This window comes from Amycolatopsis sp. WAC 01416 (assembly GCF_003947485.1).
Lineage (GTDB): Bacteria > Actinomycetota > Actinomycetes > Mycobacteriales > Pseudonocardiaceae > Amycolatopsis.
Window position 1 is genome coordinate 340,328 of record NZ_QHHX01000002.1, and the last position, 19,212, is coordinate 359,539.

Consider the following 19,212-nt stretch of genomic DNA (forward strand, 5'->3'; position numbering starts at 1 on the left):
CACCAGTTTTAGCACCGGAGGGGAGTGTTTCACTTCAGCCGCCGCCGATCCAGCCCGTTAGGCGGAACGACGCAACCGGCTCCGGTGCCTGGAGTACCGAAGTCGATCACTCTCGGTATGTGACAGGCGGCCATCCGGGGAGGGGTGGAACTACTCAAATCCTCGGTGACCTGATGTTTTCAACCCTCGAACCGGATCCCCGCTGCGGTGCGTGCCGTCGAAGTCGCGTTCGGTGATCGGCGCGGCGGGCGCAAGCCGCCGGGAGGGGAGAGTCCGGGATGTGGGACGTGAACGCGGTGTCGGCCGTGGTGCTCAAGGCGCTGAAGGCCTACCGCTTGAGCGAAGCCGATGCCAGGGACGTTTGTCAGGACGCCTGGCTGGAACTGCTTCGCGCACCTGGCGCGCTACGTGACGAAGCGAAGCTCAGAGCTTGGCTGACGACCACCGCGCGACGCCGTGCGCTCCGGATGATCACCAGGAACAGGCGCGAAACACCGCGTCCGCTCCCCGATGCGGAGACGACCCCGGAGTCCGAGGTCATCCGGGCGGAACGCGACCGCGCGCTCTGGATGGCGGTCGATCGTCTGCCGGACTCGCATCGACGGCTGATCCGCCTGCTGGCACACCGGCCGGAGCTGTCCTACGCCCAGATCGCCGGGGAACTGGGCATCAGTCCGGCCAGTGTGGGCAGGGTGCGAAGACGGTGTCTCGACCGGCTCAGACGGATGCTCGCAAAAGGCGGCTGGGCGTGAACATCGGACGAGTCACCGGAGTTTGCGCAAACGGGTGACCGCTTCGTCGATGACCTCGTTGCGTTTGCAGAACGCGAAACGCAGCAGGTGTTTCCACTCTTCCGGGTGATCGGTGAACACCTTTACGGGCACGGCCGCCACGCCCACCCGTTCGGGGAGCTCCCAGGCCAGTTCGGCGGCGTCTTCGAAACCGAGCGGGCGGACGTCGACGCAGACGAAATACGTCCCGGCGGTCGGCCGGACCGCGAACCCCGCGTCCGCGAGGCCCGCCGCGAGCCGGTCCCGTTTGTCCTGGAGGCTAGTGCGCAGCTCTTCGGCCCACGGCAGTTCGTGGTCCAGCGCGTGGGCCACGGCCGGCTGGAGCGGGCCGCCCGAGACGAAGGTGATGAACTGCTTCGCCGCTTTCACCGCCGCGACCAGTTCGGGGCTCGCGCAGACCCAGCCGATCTTCCAGCCGGTGCAGTTGAACGTCTTGCCCGCGCTGGAGATCGAGACGGTCCGTTCGCGCATGCCGGGCAGGGTCGCCAGCGGCAGGTGCTCGGCGTCGTCGAAGACCAGGTGCTCGTACACCTCGTCGGTGATCGCGATCAGGTCGTGCGTCACGCAGAGCGCGGCGACGGCTTCCAGTTCGGCGCGCGTGAACACCGTGCCGGTCGGATTGTGCGGTGAGTTGATCAGGATCGCCCTGGTCCGGTCGGTGACCGCGGCGCGCAGGCCCTCGATGTCCAGCGCGAACCGGCCGTCGCGTTCCACCAGGCCGACGACACGCCGCTCCGCGCCCGCCATGGCGACCGCGGCCGCGTACGAGTCGTAGTACGGCTCGATGACGATGACCTCGTCACCCGCCTGGGTCAGCGCGATCAATGACGCCGCGATGGCCTCGGTCGCGCCGGCGGTGACCAGGATCTCCGTGTCGGGGTCGTACGCGGTGCCGTACCGCAGCCGGTGCCGCGCGATCGCCGCGCGCAGCTCGGGACGGCCCGGACCCGGCGGATACTGGTTCGCGCCGCCGAACAGCGCGTTCTTGGCGGCTTCGAGCATTCCGGCCGGCCCGTCGGTGTCGGGAAAACCCTGGCCGAGGTTGACGGCTTCATGGCGGACGGCCAGTGCCGTCATCTCCGCGAAGATGGTCGAGGTGAAGGGCTGGAGGCGGGGTACGAGGACAGGTTCGCGCACGATCAGCCATCCTCACGGACAATGGCGGTGTGGAGCAACTGACGCCCGCCAAGGTGACCCCAGCCGATCCGCCCGGTGGAACCGCCGCTGAGGAGGAAAAGGCGCGCGGCCTGCGCAAGATGAAGATGGTCGCGCTGTCGTTCCTGCTCGGCGCGACGGTGATCTTCCTGTTGACCAGCTGGGCCGAGGCCGCGGGCTGGCCGGGCTGGGTCGGCTACGTCCGCGCGGCCGCCGAAGCCGGGATGGTCGGCGCGCTCGCCGACTGGTTCGCGGTGACGGCGCTGTTCCGGCATCCGCTGCGGATCAAGATCCCGCACACCGCGATCATCCCGAACAAGAAGGACGCGCTGGGCAGCAGCCTCGGTGACTTCGTCGGCTCGAACTTCCTGTCCGAGTCCGTGATCCGCGAGAAGCTGAGCCGGGTCGAGGTCTCGAAGCGGCTCGGCGGCTGGCTTTCGCAGCCCGCCAACGCGGAGCGGGTGACGTCCGAACTGGCCACCGTCGTTCGGGCCGCGGTCAAGGTGCTCCGCGACGAAGACGTCCAGGCGATCATGGAACAGGCCGTGGTCAAGCGGATCGTGGACAAGCCGTGGGGCCCGCCGCTCGGCAAGATCCTGGCCGGCGTGTTCGCCGACGGGGCGCACCACAAGCTGGTGGACCTGATGTGCGACCGCGGCTACGAGTGGGTGCGGGACAACCACTCGACGATGCTGCGCGTGGTCTCGGACCGGGCACCGAGCTGGTCGCCGAAGTTCGTCGACGAGATGCTCGCGGACAAGGTCTACGGCGAGGTGCTGTCCTTCGTCTGGGCCGTGAAGACCGACGTCAACCACCCCATGCGGCTGGCGCTGGACAAGTTCCTCGGCGAATTCGCCCTCGACCTGCAGACCAACCCCGAGGTGATGGCGCGCGCCGAACAGGTCAAATCCCAGATGCTGGGGCATGACGAGGTGCAGAAGCTGATCGGCTCGGCGTGGGCGACGGCGAAGGAAATGCTGCTCAACGCCGCCGAAGATCCGTCGAGCGAGCTGCGGCGCCGGGTGCGCACCGGTCTCGAGGCCCTCGGCGGGCGGCTCGTCTCCGACGACCACATCCGGTCCAAAGTGGACACCTGGGTGGAGGGTGCGGCGGCCTACCTGGTCACCCACTACTCCCAGGAGATCACCACGATCATCACCGACACCGTGGAGCGCTGGGACGCCGAGGAGACCTCGCGCAAGATCGAGCTCCAGGTCGGCCGGGATCTGCAGTTCATCCGGATCAACGGCACGGTGGTCGGCGCGCTCGCCGGACTCGTCATCTACGCGGTCGCGCAGCTGCTCTTCTGAGCGGCGGCGCGTATACCACACTCCGGAACCCTTACCGCGAGTTGTCCACAGGAAGTGGAGTCATCCCCAGGGTTATCCACAGCTTTTCACGTTTTTGGCCTAACGGTGTGCACAACCCCTGGGGGTAACTCGGGGGTGGGTGACACCAGAAGTTGTGGTCGCGGGATGCGCGGCGACACGCGAGCTCCGGTCGGCAGCCCGTAACTCGCGTGCTTGGAGCCGTAACTCGCGTGCTTGGAGGCGTAACTCGTCCGATCACGCGAGTTACGCCTCCGATCACGCGAGTTACGGCCTCAAGCACGCGAGTTACGCGCGGCTCACACCCGCAAGTAGGTGACTACTTGCGGGTCAGGGGCCTCAGGTCGAGACGTCCGCGGTCCGTGCCCGCCAGGTCCGCGCCTTCTCCCGGTTCCCGCAGGCCCGCATCGAGCACCACGTCCTGGACCGGTTGCGTGATTCGTCGTAGAACGCCCACAGGCAGTCGTCCGCCGGGCAGATCTTGAGCCGGATCCAGTCGCCGAGCACGGTCAGCCGGGTCGACGCCGCCAGCACGGCCTCGGTGACCGTTTCCGCGGCCAGGAGCGGGCCTTCCTGGCCGAGGATGATCTCCGCCGGTGCGCGCAGGCCGAGCCGGGGCAGTCTCGGGTCGCCGATGGCGGCGCGCAGCGCGTCCCGGGTTTCGCGCGCGGCCGCGGGGGTATCCGCTCGCAGCCGGTGATCCCTGGCCCAGCGTTGCCAGGACTCCAGATCGTCCAGGAGGTCGGTGCCGCGTTCGACGTTCACCGTGTTCAGAAACTCGACCACCAGGGACGCGTCGGTGTTCACCTCGCCCAGTGTACGGGCGGCACCTGTTGTCATCGGCTCCGATAACCCGCATACTCAGTTCGCTGGTTACTCGATCATTCAGGAGGCTGAACCATGGGTGCGGTACCGACCTTCGGCGCGGTGGCCCTCGACTGCCCTGATCCGGTCGCGCTGGCGGAGTTCTACCGCGAGCTGCTCGGCTGGAAGCCCGCCGAAGTCGCCGAAGACGGCCATTGGGTGACTCTGCGGAATCCGGAAGGCGGCGCGCGGCTCTCGTTCCAGCGCGTGCCGGACTACCGGCCGCCGGAGTGGCCGTCCGCGGAGAACCCGCAGCAGGCGCACCTCGACCTCGACGTCACGGACATGGAAGCCGCGCACGAGCGCGCGCTGAAGATCGGCGCGAAGCTGCTCGACGACGCCCCGGAGACCTTCCGGGTGTACGCGGATCCGGCCGGACACCCGTTTTGTCTGTGCGCCTGCTGACCTCGGACGCGAAAAATGCGTAATCTCTGATACGTGATTTGTCCGAAGTGCCAGAACGCCATGAAGACCGTCGACAAGAACGGTGTCCACATCGACCAGTGCCAGGGATGCCGCGGCATCTTCCTGGACAGGGGCGAGCTGGAGGCCATCGCCGGTGCCGAGAACTCGTACTACGGCGGGCACCAGCCCCCTCCGCCGTATCAGGGAGGTGGCCACGCGCCCGCGCCGCACTACGGCCGTCCGGACTCCCCGCGCCCGCACCGGGGCGGGTACGCCGACTCGCCGAAGGGGTACCGCGGCGGGTACGCGGATTCGCCCAAGGGACACCGCGGGGGCTACGCGGATTCGCCGCACGGCTACGGCCACAAGCGTCGTAAGGGCGGCTTCCTCGAGGGTCTCTTCGACTGACCGTGGTCCTCGATCTCAAGATCTGCCCGGCCTGCGGTGATCGCGCCGAACGGCCACAAGTCGAGAGCGGGCTGCTGGTGTGCGCGGTGTGCGCGCACCGGTGGCCGTTCCGGCGGCTTCCGCTCTTCGCGCTGACCGGGCCGAGTGGAGCAGGCAAGTCGACGGTCGGGCCGCGGCTGGCGGAACGGCTCGGCGATCTCGCGCTCGTGGTCGAGCAGGACGTGCTGTGGACGGGAGCGCTGCGCGACGACGTCCCCGGCCATCCCGCGTTCCGCTCGACCTGGTTGCGGATGGCGGCGATGCTGCACCAGAACGGCAGGCCGGTCGTGCTCTGCGGCACCGTCGCGCCGCCCGAATTCGAGCGGCTGCCCGAGCGCGTCTTCTTCTCCGACATCCACTACCTGGCGCTCGTCAGCGAGCCCGACGCGCTGCGCAAGCGTTTGCTCGCGCGGCCCGCCTGGCGCGAGTGGGACGAGGAGCGGGTCGAGGAGATGCTGGAGTTCAACGAGTGGCTGCAAGCGGAAGCGCCCTCGATGGATCCGCCGGTCGAACTGTTCGACACCACCAGCCTTCCGGTGGACGACGCCGTCGACCACGTCGAGAAGTGGGTGCGTGGCCTGCTTTCAGGGGCGCAACGGCCAGCTGCGGCCATCGGGTGAATCCAGCCAGATCACCTGGTCTTCGCCGTCGAGGCTGAGCCCGAACCGGTCCCGCCCAGGCTCGCCGAGATCGCGCCACTCCTCGTACGCGCTCTCGACGACCTCCCACAGCCGTCGCGGGCCGCCTTCGGCCACTTCGAACTCGCTGCCCTTCTGTCGATGTCGCAGCCATGAGCCGTCCGGGTGGATCAGGGTGGTGCTCTGGCCTTCTCGTGCGGCCGTCACGCCCGGAAGCTGGAGCCCGGCGAAGAACTCGAAGCGGCTGCGGACCTCGGTGATCGCTCCCATCGGCAGCCGCGTCGGCCGCCAAGCGACGTCGCCTTCGAGCGCCTTCGACGGCTTGAAGCGGTGCGCGCGCAGCGGCATGAAGCGGCCGTCGCGGGCGAGCACCCGCCCTTGTCCCGTCGCGCCTTCACCGGCGACGATTCGGACGAGCCCGCCGCCGATCGGCCGGTTCAGCGTGGTGACGATCAGTCCACCGGGCATGGTCTGTTCCAGCCACGCGGGCGGGATCGACGACACCGAGCACGTGCACAGCACCCGGTCGTAGAGCACGCCCGCCGGGAAACCCTCGGCGCCGTCGGCCGCCACGCACGAGGGCGCGAACCCGATCTCCGAGAGCCGCTTGCGCGCGGCGTCGACCAGCTCCGGGTCGATGTCCACTGTGTACACCAGTCCGGAACCGAGCCGATGGCACAGCAGGGCGGCGTTGTAGCCGGTGCCCGTGCCGATCTCGAGGACGCGGTGCCCGTCGGCGACCCGGAGCTCTTCGAGCATGATCGCCATGATCGACGGCTGGCTGGACGAACTGGTCGGCGTTCCCGGTTGCGCGCCGAGATAGCGCGCCCGTTCCCAGAGCCCGGAGTCGTCGTCGAGCTGGACGACCAGCACGTCGGGGGAGTAGACGCGGCGCAGCCACCCTTCGTCGCCGTGCTCCATCGCGGCCCAGCCGTTCGACGCCGGGACGAAGATCCGCGGCAGGAAGACGTGTCTCGGCACGGAGCGGAACGCGGACATCCAGTGCGCGTCGTGCAGCACGCCCTCGGCGAGCAGATGCTCGACGAGGCGCCGCCGCAGCCGCGTCGCGTTCGACATCCCTCCACGGTAGCGGGGTGAGCACCAACACACCCGATGGTTGCAAGCAGAGTGCTTGCAATAGCTAGCACTCGGGCGTAGCGTTGAAGACGTCGCGAGGAGGTGACCGATGTCAGACACCAACCGGGACCAGCCCGCATCGGGCGGGCCGATGGAGAAGGTCGCGGACATCGCTTCCGACATCGGCGAGTACATCCGCCAGCAGCGCAGCAACGCGAAGATCTCCTTGCGGCAGCTGTCGAAACTCGCCGGCGTGTCCAATCCGTACCTGAGCCAGATCGAGCGCGGGGTCCGCAAACCCAGCGCGGAGATCCTGCAGCAGATCGCCAAAGGCCTGCGAATCTCGGCCGAGGCGCTCTACGTGCAAGCGGGAATCCTCGATCTGCCCACGGGCGGCCCGGTCGGCGACGCGATCCGCGCCGACCTCGAGCTGACCGAACGGCAGAAGCAGGTCCTGCTCGACGTCTACGAATCGTTCCGCCGCGAGAACGCCGCCGCGAAGCCAGAACCGGTGGCGACAACCCCAGAACCAGCCACCGAATCCAAGGAGTCAGCATGACCACGGCCACGAAGAACAAGACCGACCGCAAGCACACCGCCCTCGACCAGGTCCGCACCCCGCTGCTGGCCGCCCTCGGCGCCGGCAACCTGGCAGGCCAGGCCGTCGTCGACGCCGTGTCGAAGGCCAAGGAGCGCGTCGTCGAGGGCAGCGAGAGCGCCCGCAAGAACATCGAAGAGCTGCCGCACGACGTCGAGGGCCTCCGCGAGAAGCTGGACCCGGCCGAGCTGCGCAAGGTCATCGACGAGTACACCGAGGCCGCGCTGAAGCTGTACAACAAGCTGGCCGAGTCCGGCGAGCAGGCGTGGGACAAGATCGCCGCGCAGCCGCAGGTCAAGAAGGCCATCGAGCAGCTCGAGGACGCGCTGAGCACCGCGCAGGACCGCGTCGAGGACGCCACCAGCGATGCCCGTGAGCGCATCGACACCGTGCTCGGCAAGGTCACCAAGGGCACCCGCTCGGCGGGCGAGAAGACCGCCCGCAAGGTGACCGAGGTCGCCGGCGAGATCGCCGACGAGGTCGAGGAGATCGGCGACGACCTCGCGCACGAGACTCGCTCGGCTTCGCGCAAGGTCGCCAACAAGACCGCGCCGAAGACCACGGCCCCCGCGCGCCGCACCACCAGCAGCCCGGTCGCCAAGAAGCCGGCCACCGCGCCGAAGACCACCGAGAAGTAAAGATCCGCGTGGACTCCCGGGCCCCTGGCACCGCCTTCGGTGCCAGGGGCCCGGGTCATTCGCCCGGTTTGACGTAAGCTGACTTCGTGTTCGTTGCCACCTGGATCCTCATCGCCATTCATTGGGGCGGCGCACTGACGGGGCTGTTCGCTTTCGTGCATGCGCTGCTGCAGCGCGCGGACGCGTATTCCGCCGCCGATCGCAAGACCAAACCCATCTGGATGCTCATCACCGGCGGGGCCACCGTGGTGCTGACCTTCTTCGAGTTCTACGGCGGCGGCATGATCCTGTGGCTGCCCGCGCTGGTCGCGGTCCTGGTCTACCTCGTGGACGTCCGCCCCAAGCTCATCGAGGTCCAGCGCGGCGGCCGCAACTGGTGATTAGGGTGGCGGTGTGACTGACTGGACCATCGCCGGAACCCTCACCGTCGTCCCCGCCCTCTCCCGCACGGACCTGCTCGCCGAGCCCGTCGCCAAGGCGCTCGCCGCCCTTCCCGATCCGGACGACGGCGCCGTCGTCGAGATCGACGCGGACCTGGCCGACACCGCCGCCTTCTGCGAGGCGTACGGCTCACCGCTCTCCGCGTCCGCGAACTGTGTCGTCGTCGCCGGCAAACGCGCCGGCGAGGTCCGGTTCGCCGCCGCGATGATCCTCGCGACCACCCGCGCCGACGTGAACGGCGTCATCAAGCGCCGCCTCGACGTCCGCAAGGCCTCCTTCGCCCCGATGGACGAGGCCGTCTCGCTCACCGGCATGGAGTACGGCGGCATCACGCCGGTCGGCCTGCCGGAGGGGTGGCCGATCCTGATCGACCAGCGCGTCGCGGACGAACCCGAACTGGTCATCGGCAGCGGCGTCCGCGGCGGCAAGCTGCTGATCTCGGGCTCGACCCTCGCGTCCCTGCCCGGTGCCGAAGTGATCGACGGTCTCGCGCGTCCCGTCGAGTGAGACTGTCCACTAAGGACTTCTCGCTGGCTTCGGCGTTCGAGGCCGAATTCCTCGAGATCGACGCCGCGTTGCTCGTCGGCCTCGGCGAGAACCGCGCCCGCGTCCTCGCCGCGCTGTCCGACCGCCCTGTCTACGGCGTGAACACCGGGATGGGGCGGCTCGCGGGAGTCGCTTCGCCCGCATCGAGCGCACACCAACGGAATCTGCTGATCGGCCGGGCCGTCGGCGGTCCGCCGTGGCTCTCGGCCGCCGAAGTGCGGTGGCTTTTGCTGGTGCGCCTGCGGGATCTGCTCGCGCCCGAGGCCGGCGCGAGCCCGGAGCTGGTGACGTTCCTCGTCGACCGGCTGAACGAGGGGTTCACGCCCGCCGTGCCGAGGACGGGCCTGGGCAGCGCCGGTGAGATCATCCCGCTGGCGCATGCCTTCCAGACTTTTCTCGGCGTCGGAACCGTGCTGGTGGACGGCGTCGAGACGCCCGCGTCGGAGGTGCTGGCGGAGCCGTACGAGCCGGGTCTCAAGGAGGGCGCGACCCTCATCCAGGGCTCGCCATTGGCCGAGACTCTCGCGGCGTTCGCGCTGACCGAAGTCCGGCAGGTGGTGGACTTCCAGACGCTGGCCGCCGCGATCGCGATCGACGTCCTCGGTGCGCCGCAAGCGATCTATCGCCCCGCGCTGGCGGGAGACGACCGCGTGCTGGAGTCGGTGCTGTACGAGATCGGTGGTTTGCTCGACGGTTCCACCGTGCGTCCGGAAGTCGTCCAGGCGCCGATCTCCGTGCGCGTCGCGCCGCGGGCGATCGCCCACCTGACGCGGGTGAACGACGAGCTGGGTGCCGTCCTGCGGCGTTCGATGCCGACCGACTCGCCGTCCTTCCTCGACGGCGAATTCGTGTCCACGACGGGATTCCACGCCGTCGAACTCGGGCTGCGAATGGACGCGGTGACGGCGGCGCTCGTGCATCTCGGTGAAGTGAGCGTGCAGCGGACGCACCGGTTGCTCGACGAGCGGTTCAGCGGCCTGTCCGCGCAACTCGCGGTGGAGCCGGGGCCGCAGGCGGGGTTGGTGCCGTTGCACAAACGCGCGGTGGGGGAACTGCACGCGCTACGGCGGCTGGCCACGCCCGCGACGTTGGGTTCCGTCGACACCTCCGGTGGGCAGGAGGACGTGCAGGCGTTCGCCTGGGCGGCGGGGAATCAGCTGCGTGACGCTTGTGCGCGGATGTTCGCCATCACGGCCTGCGAACTGATCACGGGTTCGCAGGCGCGATTCCTGGCATCCGGGGATGGTTCGCCCTGGCTTCGTGTCGCTTACGAGTGGCTGAGCGGGCTGGTTCCACCGGTCGTGGCGGATCGGCCGCTGGGGCCCGAGGTGACCGCGTTGGTCGCCGTGCTGCGGGACTCGTACTTCAACGACCTGACGACCTTGGACTAGGTCCGGGCATCCGCGCGGGACTGGAGCGTCAGCCCGCGCGGAGTCACCCAGCGAGTGACGAGCGCGAAAACGCCCTCGCACACCAAAGCCAGGATGACGACCGCGATGCCGCCCGCCAGGATCTCGCCGTGGCCCGGATCGCCGAGCGCGAAACCGTCCACAATGTACCGTCCGAGCCCGCCGCCGTCGTTGACGATCGCGCCGATCGCGACGGTCGCCACCAGTTGCAGGAACGCGACGCGGGCACCCGCGAGGATGACCGGTGACGCGAGCGGCAACTCCAGGCGCAGCATGATCTGCCACTCGCGGTAACCGGTTCCGCGCGCCGCGTCGACGGTTTCCTGCTCCAGCTGCAGGACGCCCGCGTAGGTGTTCGTGAACAACGGCGGCAGCGCCAAGGCCACCAGCGCGAGCATCAGCGGCCAGAACGTCGTGTCGACCTCCAGCCGGGAAGCCAGGAACCAGAACAGGATCACCAGCCCGAAGCTGGGAATCGCGCGGCCGATGTTCACCGCGCTCGTCGCGAGGAACTGAGCGCGGCGGTAGTGCGCCAGCCACAACGCGGGCGGGATCGTCAACACCGCCGAGATCGCCAGCGCCACCAAGGAGAACTGGAGATGCTCGACCGTCCGGTACGGCACCCCCGCCGGTTCGGTCCAGCTCCAGCGATCCGGTTCGCCCAGCCACTCGATGGCCTGGTCGATGATGCTCATCGCGCCGCCTTCCGCGACCACGGCGCGAGCGCGCGCCCACCGAGCCACAGCAGCAGATCCGCCACCACGGCCAGTACCACGGAAAGCCCGACGCCGACGATGATCGACGTCGGATTCGGTGTCGCGGTCTGGATCCCGTTACGGATGAAGTACCCGAGGCCGCCCTTGCCGAGCATGGAAGTCACCGTCACCAGCCCGATCGTGGTCACCGCCGCGACCCGCAGCCCCGCGATCACCACCGGCAGCGCGAGCGGTAGTTCGACCTGCCACAGCAACCGCGAACGCGTGAAACCCATGCCTATGGCGGCTTCCCGGACTTCCTTGGGCACTTGTTCGACGCCGGTGACGATGTTGCGGATGAGGATCAGCAACGTGTACGTCGCCAAAGGGATGACCGCGGTCGCGAAGGACGTCAGGCCGGTGAAGGGCACCAGTACCGCGAAGGCGCCGAGACTCGGGATGACGTACAACGAACCAGCCACGCTCAGCGCGAAGACGTAGAACCACCGGCGACGCAGCGAAACCACGGAAACACCGATCGACACCACCAGCCCGATGGCGAGCGCCGCCGCGGTCAACGTGATGTGCTCGCCGAGCCGTTCGAAGATCTCGTCGAGATGGCGGTCCACCCACCGCCACTCGAAGAGCGGCCGCCCGCCCTGGGCGGGAACGGGGAAGACGGAGGATGCTCGCACCGGCCGACCTTACCCCGATCGGGGCGCCGAATTCCGTTCTCTGGGAGCGTACGGGGCGCAACTCTCAAAATGTGGATTCTGTCGTGACCCGGAGATACTGTCCATTCCTCTGAACGAGTCATAGGAGTGTGCACGTGCGCTGGACACGGAATGTTCGAGTGGGCGCGGTGCTCGCCGCCGCCGTCCTCGGTATGACCGCCTGTGGGGGTGGCGACGACGCGGCGGCCCCGGCCGCGCAGAGCAAGGGCGGGGCGCCGATCGTGGTCGCCTCCTTCAACTTCACCGACAGCGTGATCCTCGCCGAGCTGTACGCGAACGCGCTGGAGGCCAAGGGCTATCCGATCACCCGCAAGCTGAACCTCGCTTCGCGCGAGCTGATCTACCCGGCGCTGAAATCCGGTGAGCTCCAGTTCGTCCCGGAGTACCAGGGTGCCGCCATCAGCACCGGATTCGGCAAAGAAGCCGCGAAGGACGCGAAGGGCGAACACGAGCAGCTCAAGAAGTTGTTCGAGCCCGACGGCATCGCCCTGCTGGAGCAGTCGCCGGCGGAGAACAAGAACACCTACATCGTGAAGGCCGATCTCGCCAAGGAGAAGGGGCTGGCGAAGATCAGCGATCTGGCCAAGATCGACAACGTCGTCGTCGCCGGTGCGCCCGAGTGCGCGGAGCGGCTCCCCTGCTTCAAGGGTTTCACCGACGTCTACAAGCTGAAAGCCACCTTCCAGACGGTGCAGGAAGCGGGCCCGCGCGTCGAGCAGCTGCGATCCGGGAAGGTCACCGTCATCCCGGTTGACTCGGTGAGCCCGCTCGTCGGCGACCCGCAGTTCGTGGCGCTGGAGGACGACCTCGCCATCGTGCCGACCGAGAACGTCGTACCCGCGGTGAAGCAGAAGGTCCTCGACGAGCGCGGCGCCGACTTCGCGGCCGCCGTCAACGCCGTGAGCAAGGCCCTCGACACCGAGCAGCTGCGTGAGCTGAACAAGCGCGTCGACGCGGACGGCGAGAAGCCGGGCGACGTCGCGAAGGAGTGGCTGAAGGAGAAGTCCCTCATCTGAGGCTCTTCCTCGCGAGTGCCATGAAAGGTCCTTTCCTCGCAAAATTTGCAAGGAAAGGACCTTTCATGGCGTTCGGGGCAGGGGGCGCCCGCTCCGGCTGCGGACAGCGGTGCAATCGTGGACGCTGTCGTTGCAACACGGGTGAAAGGGAGTGGGATGGGAAAGGTCACGGCCATCGCGGAGCGCACCATCGAGGCGCCGGCGGACAAGGTCAGGGCGCTCGTCGCGGACTACACCGAAACCCGGCCGAAGTTGCTGACGGAGCACTACCGCGACTACGAGGTCACTGAAGGCGGCGTCGGCGCGGGCACGAAGGCGAGCTGGAAGCTTCAGGCGACGTCGAAGCGTGTGCGTGACGTCGCCGCGACGGTGACCGAGCCGTCCGAAGGCACTCTCGTCGAGACCGACGCGAACTCCAGCATGGTCACCACGTGGACCGTTCGCGAGGTGCCGGAGGGCAGTCTCGTCCGCATCGAGACGACCTGGGACGGCGCGGGCGGCATCGGCGGCTTCTTCGAGAAGACCTTCGCGCCCGGCGGGCTCAAGCGGATCTACGAGGGCGTGCTCGGCAAACTCGCCGAGGTCGTGTAGCGCTCGCCACAATCGGAATGGTCGCCCCGGTTAGCTCGTTGTACCCATCGTGAATACGGGGCGATCGCCCCGCTTGAGGTTCGCAACAGACTTGGAGTTACCCCGTGAACGCAACCGAGATCCGGCTGGCCTCCCGTCCGCACGGTGTCCCGACGCTCGAGAACTTCGAGATCGCCGACGTCGAGATCCCGACCCCGGGCGAGGGGCAGATCCTGGTCCGCAACCAGGTGCTGAGCGTGGATCCGTACATGCGCGGCCGGATGAGCAGCGCGAAGTCCTACGCCGAGCCGTACGAGGTCGGCAAGGTCATGCACGGCGGCGCCGTCGGTGAAGTGCTCGAGTCCACCGTGGACGATTTCAAGCCGGGCGACATCGTGCTGCACGGCCTCGGCTGGCGCTCCCACGCCGTCGTCGCCGCGAAGCACGCGGTGAAGGTCGACCCCGAGGCCGCGCCGGTCAGCGCGTACCTCGGCGTGCTCGGCATGACCGGGCTCACCGCGTACGCCGGACTGCTCGACGTCGCGGAGTTCAAGGAGGGCGACACCGTCTTCGTGTCCGGCGCGGCGGGCGCGGTCGGTTCCGTTGTCGGCCAGCTGGCGAAGCTGAAGGGCGCGAAGCGGGTCATCGGCAGCGCGGGCACCGACGAGAAGGTCAAGTGGCTGACCGACGAACTGGGCTTCGACGCGGCGTTCAACTACAAGGACGCCCCGGTCGCCGAGCAGCTGCGCGCGGCGGCGCCCGAAGGCATCGACGTGTACTTCGACAACGTCGGCGGCGAGCACCTCGAAGCGGCCATCGACTCGATCAACCTGCACGGCCGGATGGCGATCTGCGGGATGATCTCGGTCTACAACAACACCGAACCGGCCGCCGCGCCGCGCAATCTCGCGTCGATCATCGCGAAGCGGTTCACCATGCGCGGCATGCTGGTCGGCGACCACTTCGCGCTGCAGCCGCAGTTCGTGAAGGAGGTCGCGCCGCTGGTCGCCTCCGGTGGGCTCAAGTACTCGGAGACCATTGTGGACGGTATCCGCAACGCGCCGCAGGCGTTCCTGGACCTGCTGGGCGGGGCGAACACCGGCAAGATGCTGGTCCGCGTCTGACCCGCCCTCACGTGCAATGAAGGGGCCTTTCATAGCAAAATTTGCTATGAAAGGCCCCTTCATTGCACGCGCGGAGGCTCAGTACTGCGTCGTGAGGGCGCCTTCGGTCAGCGCGGCGTCCAGCGCCTCCGCGGTCATGTCCAGCTTCATCTGGTCCCGGAAGATCTGGCCGGCGGTCGGCAGGCTGGACCGCTCCGGCCAGGTTTCCGGCTTCCACAGCGAGGACCGCAGGAAAGCCTTGGCGCAGTGTATGTAGAGCTCTTCGACCTCGACCAGGATCGCCAGCGCGGGCCGTTTCCCCTTGACCACGAGGTCGTCGAAGAACGGCGCGTCCGCGACCAGTTTCGCGCCGCCGTTGATCCGCAGCGTTTCGTTCATCCCCGGGATCACGAACAGCAGCCCGGCGTGCGGATTTTCGAGGATGTTGGTCTGGCTGTCGAGCAGCTTGTTGCCAGGCCGGTCCGCCAGCACCAGCGTCTTGTCGTCGAGCACCTTCACGGAACCGGCAGGGTCGCCGCGCGGGGAGACGTCACAGGTCCCGTCGGCCGACGCCGTCGCCAGCAGGTAGAACGGCGAGTGCTCGATCAGCGTGCGCGCGTGCGGATCGAGGAAAGGGATGATCTTCCCCTTGGTCGTCTCTTTCGGGTGGCCGAGGTGTTCACGGAGCGCTTCGTGCGTCTCGATCACTTTGATCTCTGAGGTCCCCATGACCACAGTGAACCATCAGAAGACGACAGTTCGATTGCCGTGCACCAGCACGCGGCCCTCGAGATGCCACCGCAGCCCGCGCGCCAGCGTCACCTTCTCGATGTCGCGGCCCTTGCGGACCATGTCCTCGACCGAGTCGCCGTGGTCGACGCGGATGACGTCCTGGTCGACGATCGGGCCCGCGTCGAGGTCGGCGGTGACGTAGTGGCAGGTCGCGCCGATGAGTTTCACCCCGCGCGCGTGGGCCTGGTGGTACGGCCGCGCGCCGACGAACGACGGCAGGAAGCTGTGGTGGATGTTGAGCGCCCGCCCGGCCCACGCCTCGCACAGTTCCGCGGGCAGGACCTGCATGAACCGGGCGAGGACGACGGCGTGCGGGTCGTGCTCGTCGACCAGTTTCCGCACCTCGGCGAAGGCGGACGCCTTGGCCTCCGCGTCACCGGCGGGGAACGGGACGTGGTGGAACGGGATGCCGTGTGCGCGGGTGATGTCGCCCAGCGACGCGTGGTTGCCGATGACGGCGGCGACGTCGACGTCCAGTTCCCCGGAAGCGACCCGGCCGAGGAGGTCGTAGAGGCAGTGCCCGGCCTTGGAGACGAGGATCACCACGCGGCGGCGCTCGCCGGTGTCGCTGACCTGCCAGCTGGACTCGGCCGAAAGCGACGTCGCGACCTCGGCGAAGCGGGTGCGGAGTTCGGTGGCGTCGAACGGGAGCGAGTCGGCGCGGACGACCTGGCGGGTGAAGAACCAGCCGGTGTCCGGGTCCGTGTGGTACGCCGCTTCGACGATCCAACCGCCGTGTTCGGCGAGGAAACCCGAGATCCGGGCGATGATGCCCGTGCGGTCGGGGCAGCCGAAGGAGATCACATAGCGACGTTCAGGGTTCGACACACACACCATTGTCGCTGGTCCCGGCCGCCGCGCGGCGCCGGGTCAGGATGCGCACGCGGACCCGCCGCCCGATCTCGATCGCCGCGACCAGCAGCAGGCCGAGCGCGAAGGAGAGCAGAAGGCCCTTCTCCGGCTCGTCCGCGAAGGCCGCTCCGCCGACGAGACCGATGAGGACGCTGTACACCGCCCAGATGCTCGCGCCGAGGGCGTCGAGCGGGACGAACTTGCCCGGCGGGTACCCGAGGCTGCCGTTGGCGAGCCCGCTCGCGACACGGCCGCCGGGCAGGTAGCGGGCGGCGAGGATCAGCAGGACGGCGTTGCGCCGCACCTGGATCTTCGCCCATTCGTAGCGCCGGATCCCGTCCGGTCCGCGTTGCAGGCGGGCGAGCGCTCGCGGTCCCGCGGCCGCGCCGAGGGTGTAGCCGAGACAGTCGCCCAGCCAGGCGCCGAGCGCGGCGACCAGCGCGAGTAGCGCCAGCTGGGGGAAGTCCGTGCCGATCAGGACGGCGACGGTGATGACCGTGGTCTCGCTCGGCATGAACGGCAGGAGCGCGTCCAACCCGGACACGAGGAACACGATCACCCACAACCAGGGCGATCCGAGCGTGCCCTCGAGCAGCCCGGTGACGTACTCCAGCAGTTCCACGGTTCCATCGTGATCACCGCAGGTCGCTTTGGGGTGACGGAGCGGGGTTCGACCGATGAATTCCTAGTCCGGGGCCACCGACGACCACGGCACGGTGAGTTCACCAAGCCGCCACCGCGACGGCCGGTTCAGCACCGGCCAGCCCCGGGCGGTGAGCAGGTGCACGGCGTGCGCCCAGCGGGCACGGACGCCGAAGTTCTGGTGCGGCGCCGCCGTCGCCCAGCAAATGTCCAGAGTGGACAGTAGTTCGTGGACGCGTTCGCCGGGGACGTTGCGATGGATGAGGATCTTGGGCAGTCGTTCGGCCACTGTGGACGGACGTTCCAGGCTGGCGAGGTGGACGGAAAGGGTCAGGGTGCGTGGCCCGTCGGAGCCGACCGCGACCCAGCTGCTCAGCCGTCCGATCTCGTCGCAGGTGCCTTCGACGAGCAGTCCGCCCGGCGTCATCGCGTCCAGCATCAGCGACCAGGCGCCCGGGACCTCGGCTTCGTCGTACTGCCGCAGCACGTTGAACGCGCGCACCAGCACCGGCCGCGTCCCGGCGAGCTCGAAGCCGCCGCGCCGGAAGTCCAGCCACGGCCGGTCGACGGCGGTTTGCGCGACGGCGACCCGTTCGGCGTCCAGCTCCAGGCCCAGCACCCGGACGTCGCGCCGGACCGTGCGCAGCCACCGCGCCATCTCGACCGTGGTCACCGGTGAGGCGCCGTAGCCGAGGTCCACGACGAGCGGTTCGTCCGCGCGGCGCAGCAGCCGCGTCACCCCGGGGTCGCTCGCGAGCCACCGGTCCACGCGGCGGAGCCGGTTGGGGTTGGTCGTGCCTCGTGTCGGTGCCCCGACCGGCTTCAGCGCCCGGCCAGCCACTTCGCGACGAATTCGGCCTCGCGTTCCAGCAGTTTGGTGACCTGTTCGGCGATCACGCCTTCCAGCTTCCCGCCGACGAACGGGATCCGCACCTTGACCTCGCCGCTGTTGACCAGCGTCGCCTGCTCGCCTTCGCCGGTCAGCGACGTCTTCGCGGTGATCTCACCAGGCACGCCCGAGACCGACGCCGTCGCGGTGCCGGTGTAGCCGGCTCCGGCGGCCTTCCAGGTCTGCTCGCGCTCGACGACCAGATCGCCCCGGTGCAGCGTCCGCACGGCCGAGGGGAGCTTGTCCGAGCTGATGCCCTGACGCAGCTTGTAGCGCACGCCGTCGCCTGCCGGGACGAACTCCAGCAGCTCCGCGTCGTCGCCGCCGATCTGCTCCAGCCTTGCCCGCAGCGCCGCCTCGCTTGCGACCGCGTCGAACGTGGTCGCGACGTCGGCGGAGAACGTTGAGCGGTGCTCGATACGGGAGGCCATGGCGCCAGACAGTACCGTTCACGGGCGTGAGCACTGCCGAAACTCCCACCCAGCACGCCGCCCTCGCCGACCACACCACCCTGCGGCTCGGCGGTCCGGCGCGGCGATATGCCGAGGCGAAGACCGTGCAGGCCCTGGTCGAGGCGGTCCGCGAGGCCGACGAAGCGGGCGAGCCGGTCCTGCTGCTCGGCGGCGGTTCGAACCTCGTCGTCGCCGACGACGGCTTCGACGGCGCGGTACTGAAGGTCGGCAACACCGGCTGGACACGTGACGGAGATCTCGTCGAGGTCGCGGCGGGCCAGAACTGGGACGGTTTCGTCGAGGGGCTGGTCGCCGAGGGCATCGGCGGGCTCGAATGCCTCTCCGGGATCCCCGGTTCGGTCGGCGCGACGCCGATCCAGAACGTCGGCGCGTACGGCTGCGAAGTGGCCGAGTCGCTGGTCTCGGTCGACCTCTATGACCGCGCCACCCGCGAGATCCGCACGCTGACCGCCGAGGAACTCGGCTTCGGCTACCGCACGTCGATCCTGAAGGGGACGGACGCGGGCGTAGTACTCACAGTGCGCTTCAAGGTCAGCGAAGACGGTCTCTCGGCCCCCATCCGCTACGCCGAACTCGCCCGCACGCTCGGCGTCGAGATCGGTGACCGGGTCCCGACGGCCGACGCGCGCGAAGCGGTCCTCGGCCTGCGTCGCGGTAAGGGCATGGTCCTGGACGCCGACGACCACGACACGTGGAGCGCGGGCTCGTTCTTCACCAACCCGATCATCGGGGAGGCACGGCTGGCGAAGGTGCTCGCCGGGATCGTGGATGTCGTCGGCGAGGACGTGCGTGTGCCGCAGTACCCGGCGCCCGGGGGCACGAAGCTGTCCGCCGCGTGGCTGATCGAGCGGGCCGGGTTCGCGAAGGGCCACGAAGGGCCCGGCGGCAGGGTCTCGCTGTCGACGAAGCACACGCTCGCGCTCACGAACCGGGGCAAAGCCTCGACAGAGGACCTTCTCGCTCTGGCGCGCGAAGTGCGCGACGGCGTCGAGGCTCGCTTCGGTGTTTCGCTGCACCCCGAACCCCTGCTCATCAACTGCTCGCTCTGACCCCCGCAATTCGTCACCTGCTTGCGGTCCCTTGCATGCGCAAAGATCGCAAGCAGGTGA

General features: G+C 68.7%; 24 protein-coding genes. 14 read left to right on the forward strand and 10 right to left on the reverse strand.

Translation table 11 applies throughout. The annotated features are described in order from the left end of the window. Window positions 1-278: 278 nt before the first annotated feature. Window positions 279-752 carry an RNA polymerase sigma factor gene (locus DL990_RS05885; RefSeq protein ID WP_125798114.1) on the forward strand — a complete coding sequence of 158 codons (474 nt, stop codon included), beginning with the start codon at window positions 279-281 and terminating at the stop codon, window positions 750-752. Between the two features lie 12 nt (window positions 753-764). Here DL990_RS05885 and DL990_RS05890 read toward each other — a convergent pair whose 3' ends face one another. Then, window positions 765-1,928: a pyridoxal phosphate-dependent aminotransferase gene (locus DL990_RS05890; protein WP_125798115.1), complete on the reverse strand. Its 1,164-nt coding sequence runs from the start codon at window positions 1,926-1,928 to the stop codon at window positions 765-767. Window positions 1,929-1,957: 29 nt separating this feature from the next. On the opposite strand from DL990_RS05890, the gene DL990_RS05895 reads away from it, so the two are divergent. Beyond that, window positions 1,958-3,256: a DUF445 domain-containing protein gene (locus DL990_RS05895; protein ID WP_125788637.1), complete on the forward strand. Its 1,299-nt coding sequence runs from the start codon at window positions 1,958-1,960 to the stop codon at window positions 3,254-3,256. Between the two features lie 357 nt (window positions 3,257-3,613). Here the strand turns inward: DL990_RS05895 and DL990_RS05900 are convergent, their stop codons facing one another. Continuing rightward, the gene (locus DL990_RS05900; RefSeq protein WP_125798116.1) at window positions 3,614-4,114 is read right to left on the reverse strand and encodes a CGNR zinc finger domain-containing protein; all 501 of its coding nucleotides are present in this window, start codon (window positions 4,112-4,114) and stop codon (window positions 3,614-3,616) included. A 60-nt stretch (window positions 4,115-4,174) separates the two neighbouring features. Here DL990_RS05900 and DL990_RS05905 point away from each other — a divergent pair, with 60 nt between their 5' ends. From DL990_RS05905 to DL990_RS05915, 3 genes are read left to right on the forward strand one after another with little or no spacing between them, the layout of a single operon-like run. After that, the gene (locus DL990_RS05905) at window positions 4,175-4,543 is read left to right on the forward strand and encodes a VOC family protein (RefSeq protein ID WP_125788639.1); all 369 of its coding nucleotides are present in this window, start codon (window positions 4,175-4,177) and stop codon (window positions 4,541-4,543) included. A gap of 33 nt (window positions 4,544-4,576) precedes the next feature. Then, on the forward strand, window positions 4,577-4,951 hold the full coding sequence (locus DL990_RS05910; RefSeq protein ID WP_125788640.1) for a zf-TFIIB domain-containing protein: 375 nt from the start codon (window positions 4,577-4,579) through the stop codon (window positions 4,949-4,951). Between the two features lie 2 nt (window positions 4,952-4,953). Continuing rightward, window positions 4,954-5,610 (forward strand): AAA family ATPase, encoded by a 657-nt coding sequence (locus DL990_RS05915; RefSeq protein WP_125788641.1) that lies wholly within the window; start codon window positions 4,954-4,956, stop codon window positions 5,608-5,610. On the opposite strand, the gene DL990_RS05920 is transcribed toward DL990_RS05915, so the two are convergent. Then, window positions 5,575-6,705: a methyltransferase domain-containing protein gene (locus tag DL990_RS05920; RefSeq protein WP_125798117.1), complete on the reverse strand. Its 1,131-nt coding sequence runs from the start codon at window positions 6,703-6,705 to the stop codon at window positions 5,575-5,577. The two genes, DL990_RS05915 and DL990_RS05920, sit on opposite strands and share 36 nt — an antisense overlap. A 151-nt stretch (window positions 6,706-6,856) precedes the next feature. Here DL990_RS05920 and DL990_RS05925 point away from each other — a divergent pair, with 151 nt between their 5' ends. The 5 genes from DL990_RS05925 to DL990_RS05945 all read left to right on the forward strand — a co-directional run bounded on the left by DL990_RS05925 (window position 6,857) and on the right by DL990_RS05945 (window position 10,319). After that, on the forward strand, window positions 6,857-7,264 hold the full coding sequence (locus DL990_RS05925; protein WP_125789044.1) for a helix-turn-helix domain-containing protein: 408 nt from the start codon (window positions 6,857-6,859) through the stop codon (window positions 7,262-7,264). Further along, window positions 7,261-7,941: a hypothetical protein gene (locus DL990_RS05930; RefSeq protein WP_125788643.1), complete on the forward strand. Its 681-nt coding sequence runs from the start codon at window positions 7,261-7,263 to the stop codon at window positions 7,939-7,941. Before DL990_RS05925 ends, DL990_RS05930 begins: the two co-directional genes overlap by 4 nt. Window positions 7,942-8,027: 86 nt before the next feature. After that, window positions 8,028-8,321 (forward strand): DUF2516 family protein, encoded by a 294-nt coding sequence (locus tag DL990_RS05935; protein WP_125788644.1) that lies wholly within the window; start codon window positions 8,028-8,030, stop codon window positions 8,319-8,321. 13 nt (window positions 8,322-8,334) lie between these two features. Beyond that, window positions 8,335-8,889 (forward strand): YbaK/EbsC family protein, encoded by a 555-nt coding sequence (locus DL990_RS05940; RefSeq protein WP_125798118.1) that lies wholly within the window; start codon window positions 8,335-8,337, stop codon window positions 8,887-8,889. Next, complete coding sequence (locus DL990_RS05945) at window positions 8,886-10,319, forward strand: aromatic amino acid lyase (protein WP_125798119.1); 1,434 nt, start codon at window positions 8,886-8,888, stop codon at window positions 10,317-10,319. Before DL990_RS05940 ends, DL990_RS05945 begins: the two co-directional genes overlap by 4 nt. On the opposite strand, the gene DL990_RS05950 is transcribed toward DL990_RS05945, so the two are convergent. Both DL990_RS05950 and DL990_RS05955 read right to left on the reverse strand, forming a co-directional pair. Then, window positions 10,316-11,032 (reverse strand): ABC transporter permease, encoded by a 717-nt coding sequence (locus tag DL990_RS05950; protein ID WP_125788647.1) that lies wholly within the window; start codon window positions 11,030-11,032, stop codon window positions 10,316-10,318. The two genes, DL990_RS05945 and DL990_RS05950, sit on opposite strands and share 4 nt — an antisense overlap. Further along, on the reverse strand, window positions 11,029-11,661 hold the full coding sequence (locus DL990_RS05955; RefSeq protein ID WP_370451282.1) for an ABC transporter permease: 633 nt from the start codon (window positions 11,659-11,661) through the stop codon (window positions 11,029-11,031). The genes DL990_RS05950 and DL990_RS05955 overlap by 4 nt, the downstream gene beginning before the upstream one ends. A gap of 224 nt (window positions 11,662-11,885) precedes the next feature. Between DL990_RS05955 and DL990_RS05960 the strand changes: the two genes are divergently transcribed. The 3 genes from DL990_RS05960 (at window position 11,886) to DL990_RS05970 (ending at window position 14,476) form a co-directional block, all read left to right on the forward strand. Further along, complete coding sequence (locus tag DL990_RS05960; protein WP_125789045.1) at window positions 11,886-12,782, forward strand: ABC transporter substrate-binding protein; 897 nt, start codon at window positions 11,886-11,888, stop codon at window positions 12,780-12,782. A 156-nt stretch (window positions 12,783-12,938) separates the two neighbouring features. After that, window positions 12,939-13,373, forward strand: a complete 435-nt coding sequence (locus DL990_RS05965) for an SRPBCC family protein (RefSeq protein WP_125788649.1) — start codon at window positions 12,939-12,941, stop codon at window positions 13,371-13,373. Between the two features lie 104 nt (window positions 13,374-13,477). Beyond that, window positions 13,478-14,476: an NADP-dependent oxidoreductase gene (locus DL990_RS05970; protein ID WP_125798120.1), complete on the forward strand. Its 999-nt coding sequence runs from the start codon at window positions 13,478-13,480 to the stop codon at window positions 14,474-14,476. 78 nt (window positions 14,477-14,554) lie between these two features. Here DL990_RS05970 and DL990_RS05975 read toward each other — a convergent pair whose 3' ends face one another. From DL990_RS05975 to DL990_RS05995, 5 genes are all read right to left on the reverse strand, one after another. Then, window positions 14,555-15,184, reverse strand: coding sequence for a pyridoxamine 5'-phosphate oxidase family protein (locus DL990_RS05975; RefSeq protein WP_125798121.1), 630 nt, complete (start codon window positions 15,182-15,184; stop codon window positions 14,555-14,557). 15 nt (window positions 15,185-15,199) lie between these two features. Further along, a complete protein-coding gene (purU, locus tag DL990_RS05980; protein WP_199746231.1) occupies window positions 15,200-16,084 on the reverse strand; it encodes a formyltetrahydrofolate deformylase in 885 nt (294 codons plus the stop codon). Next, the gene (locus tag DL990_RS05985; RefSeq protein ID WP_125788653.1) at window positions 16,062-16,721 is read right to left on the reverse strand and encodes a DedA family protein; all 660 of its coding nucleotides are present in this window, start codon (window positions 16,719-16,721) and stop codon (window positions 16,062-16,064) included. The genes purU and DL990_RS05985 overlap by 23 nt, the downstream gene beginning before the upstream one ends. 63 nt (window positions 16,722-16,784) lie before the next feature. After that, the gene (locus DL990_RS05990; RefSeq protein ID WP_125788654.1) at window positions 16,785-17,582 is read right to left on the reverse strand and encodes a class I SAM-dependent methyltransferase; all 798 of its coding nucleotides are present in this window, start codon (window positions 17,580-17,582) and stop codon (window positions 16,785-16,787) included. Further along, complete coding sequence (locus tag DL990_RS05995) at window positions 17,564-18,061, reverse strand: DUF2505 domain-containing protein (protein WP_125798123.1); 498 nt, start codon at window positions 18,059-18,061, stop codon at window positions 17,564-17,566. Before DL990_RS05995 ends, DL990_RS05990 begins: the two co-directional genes overlap by 19 nt. Before the next feature lie 26 nt (window positions 18,062-18,087). Between DL990_RS05995 and DL990_RS06000 the strand changes: the two genes are divergently transcribed. Next, complete coding sequence (locus DL990_RS06000; RefSeq protein ID WP_125788656.1) at window positions 18,088-19,152, forward strand: UDP-N-acetylmuramate dehydrogenase; 1,065 nt, start codon at window positions 18,088-18,090, stop codon at window positions 19,150-19,152. Window positions 19,153-19,212: the final 60 nt, after the last annotated feature.

Coding starts and splice junctions, on each gene's coding strand:
- DL990_RS05885 (WP_125798114.1), top strand. CDS start 279: ATGTGGGACGTGAACGCGGTGTCGGCCGTGGTGCTCAAGGCGCTGAAG.
- DL990_RS05900 (WP_125798116.1), bottom strand. CDS start 4,114: ATGACAACAGGTGCCGCCCGTACACTGGGCGAGGTGAACACCGACGCG.
- DL990_RS05905 (WP_125788639.1), top strand. CDS start 4,175: ATGGGTGCGGTACCGACCTTCGGCGCGGTGGCCCTCGACTGCCCTGAT.
- DL990_RS05920 (WP_125798117.1), bottom strand. CDS start 6,705: ATGTCGAACGCGACGCGGCTGCGGCGGCGCCTCGTCGAGCATCTGCTC.
- DL990_RS05925 (WP_125789044.1), top strand. CDS start 6,857: ATGGAGAAGGTCGCGGACATCGCTTCCGACATCGGCGAGTACATCCGC.
- DL990_RS05930 (WP_125788643.1), top strand. CDS start 7,261: ATGACCACGGCCACGAAGAACAAGACCGACCGCAAGCACACCGCCCTC.
- DL990_RS05950 (WP_125788647.1), bottom strand. CDS start 11,032: ATGAGCATCATCGACCAGGCCATCGAGTGGCTGGGCGAACCGGATCGC.
- DL990_RS05965 (WP_125788649.1), top strand. CDS start 12,939: ATGGGAAAGGTCACGGCCATCGCGGAGCGCACCATCGAGGCGCCGGCG.
- DL990_RS05975 (WP_125798121.1), bottom strand. CDS start 15,184: ATGGGGACCTCAGAGATCAAAGTGATCGAGACGCACGAAGCGCTCCGT.
- purU (WP_199746231.1), bottom strand. CDS start 16,084: ATGGTGTGTGTGTCGAACCCTGAACGTCGCTATGTGATCTCCTTCGGC.
- DL990_RS05995 (WP_125798123.1), bottom strand. CDS start 18,061: ATGGCCTCCCGTATCGAGCACCGCTCAACGTTCTCCGCCGACGTCGCG.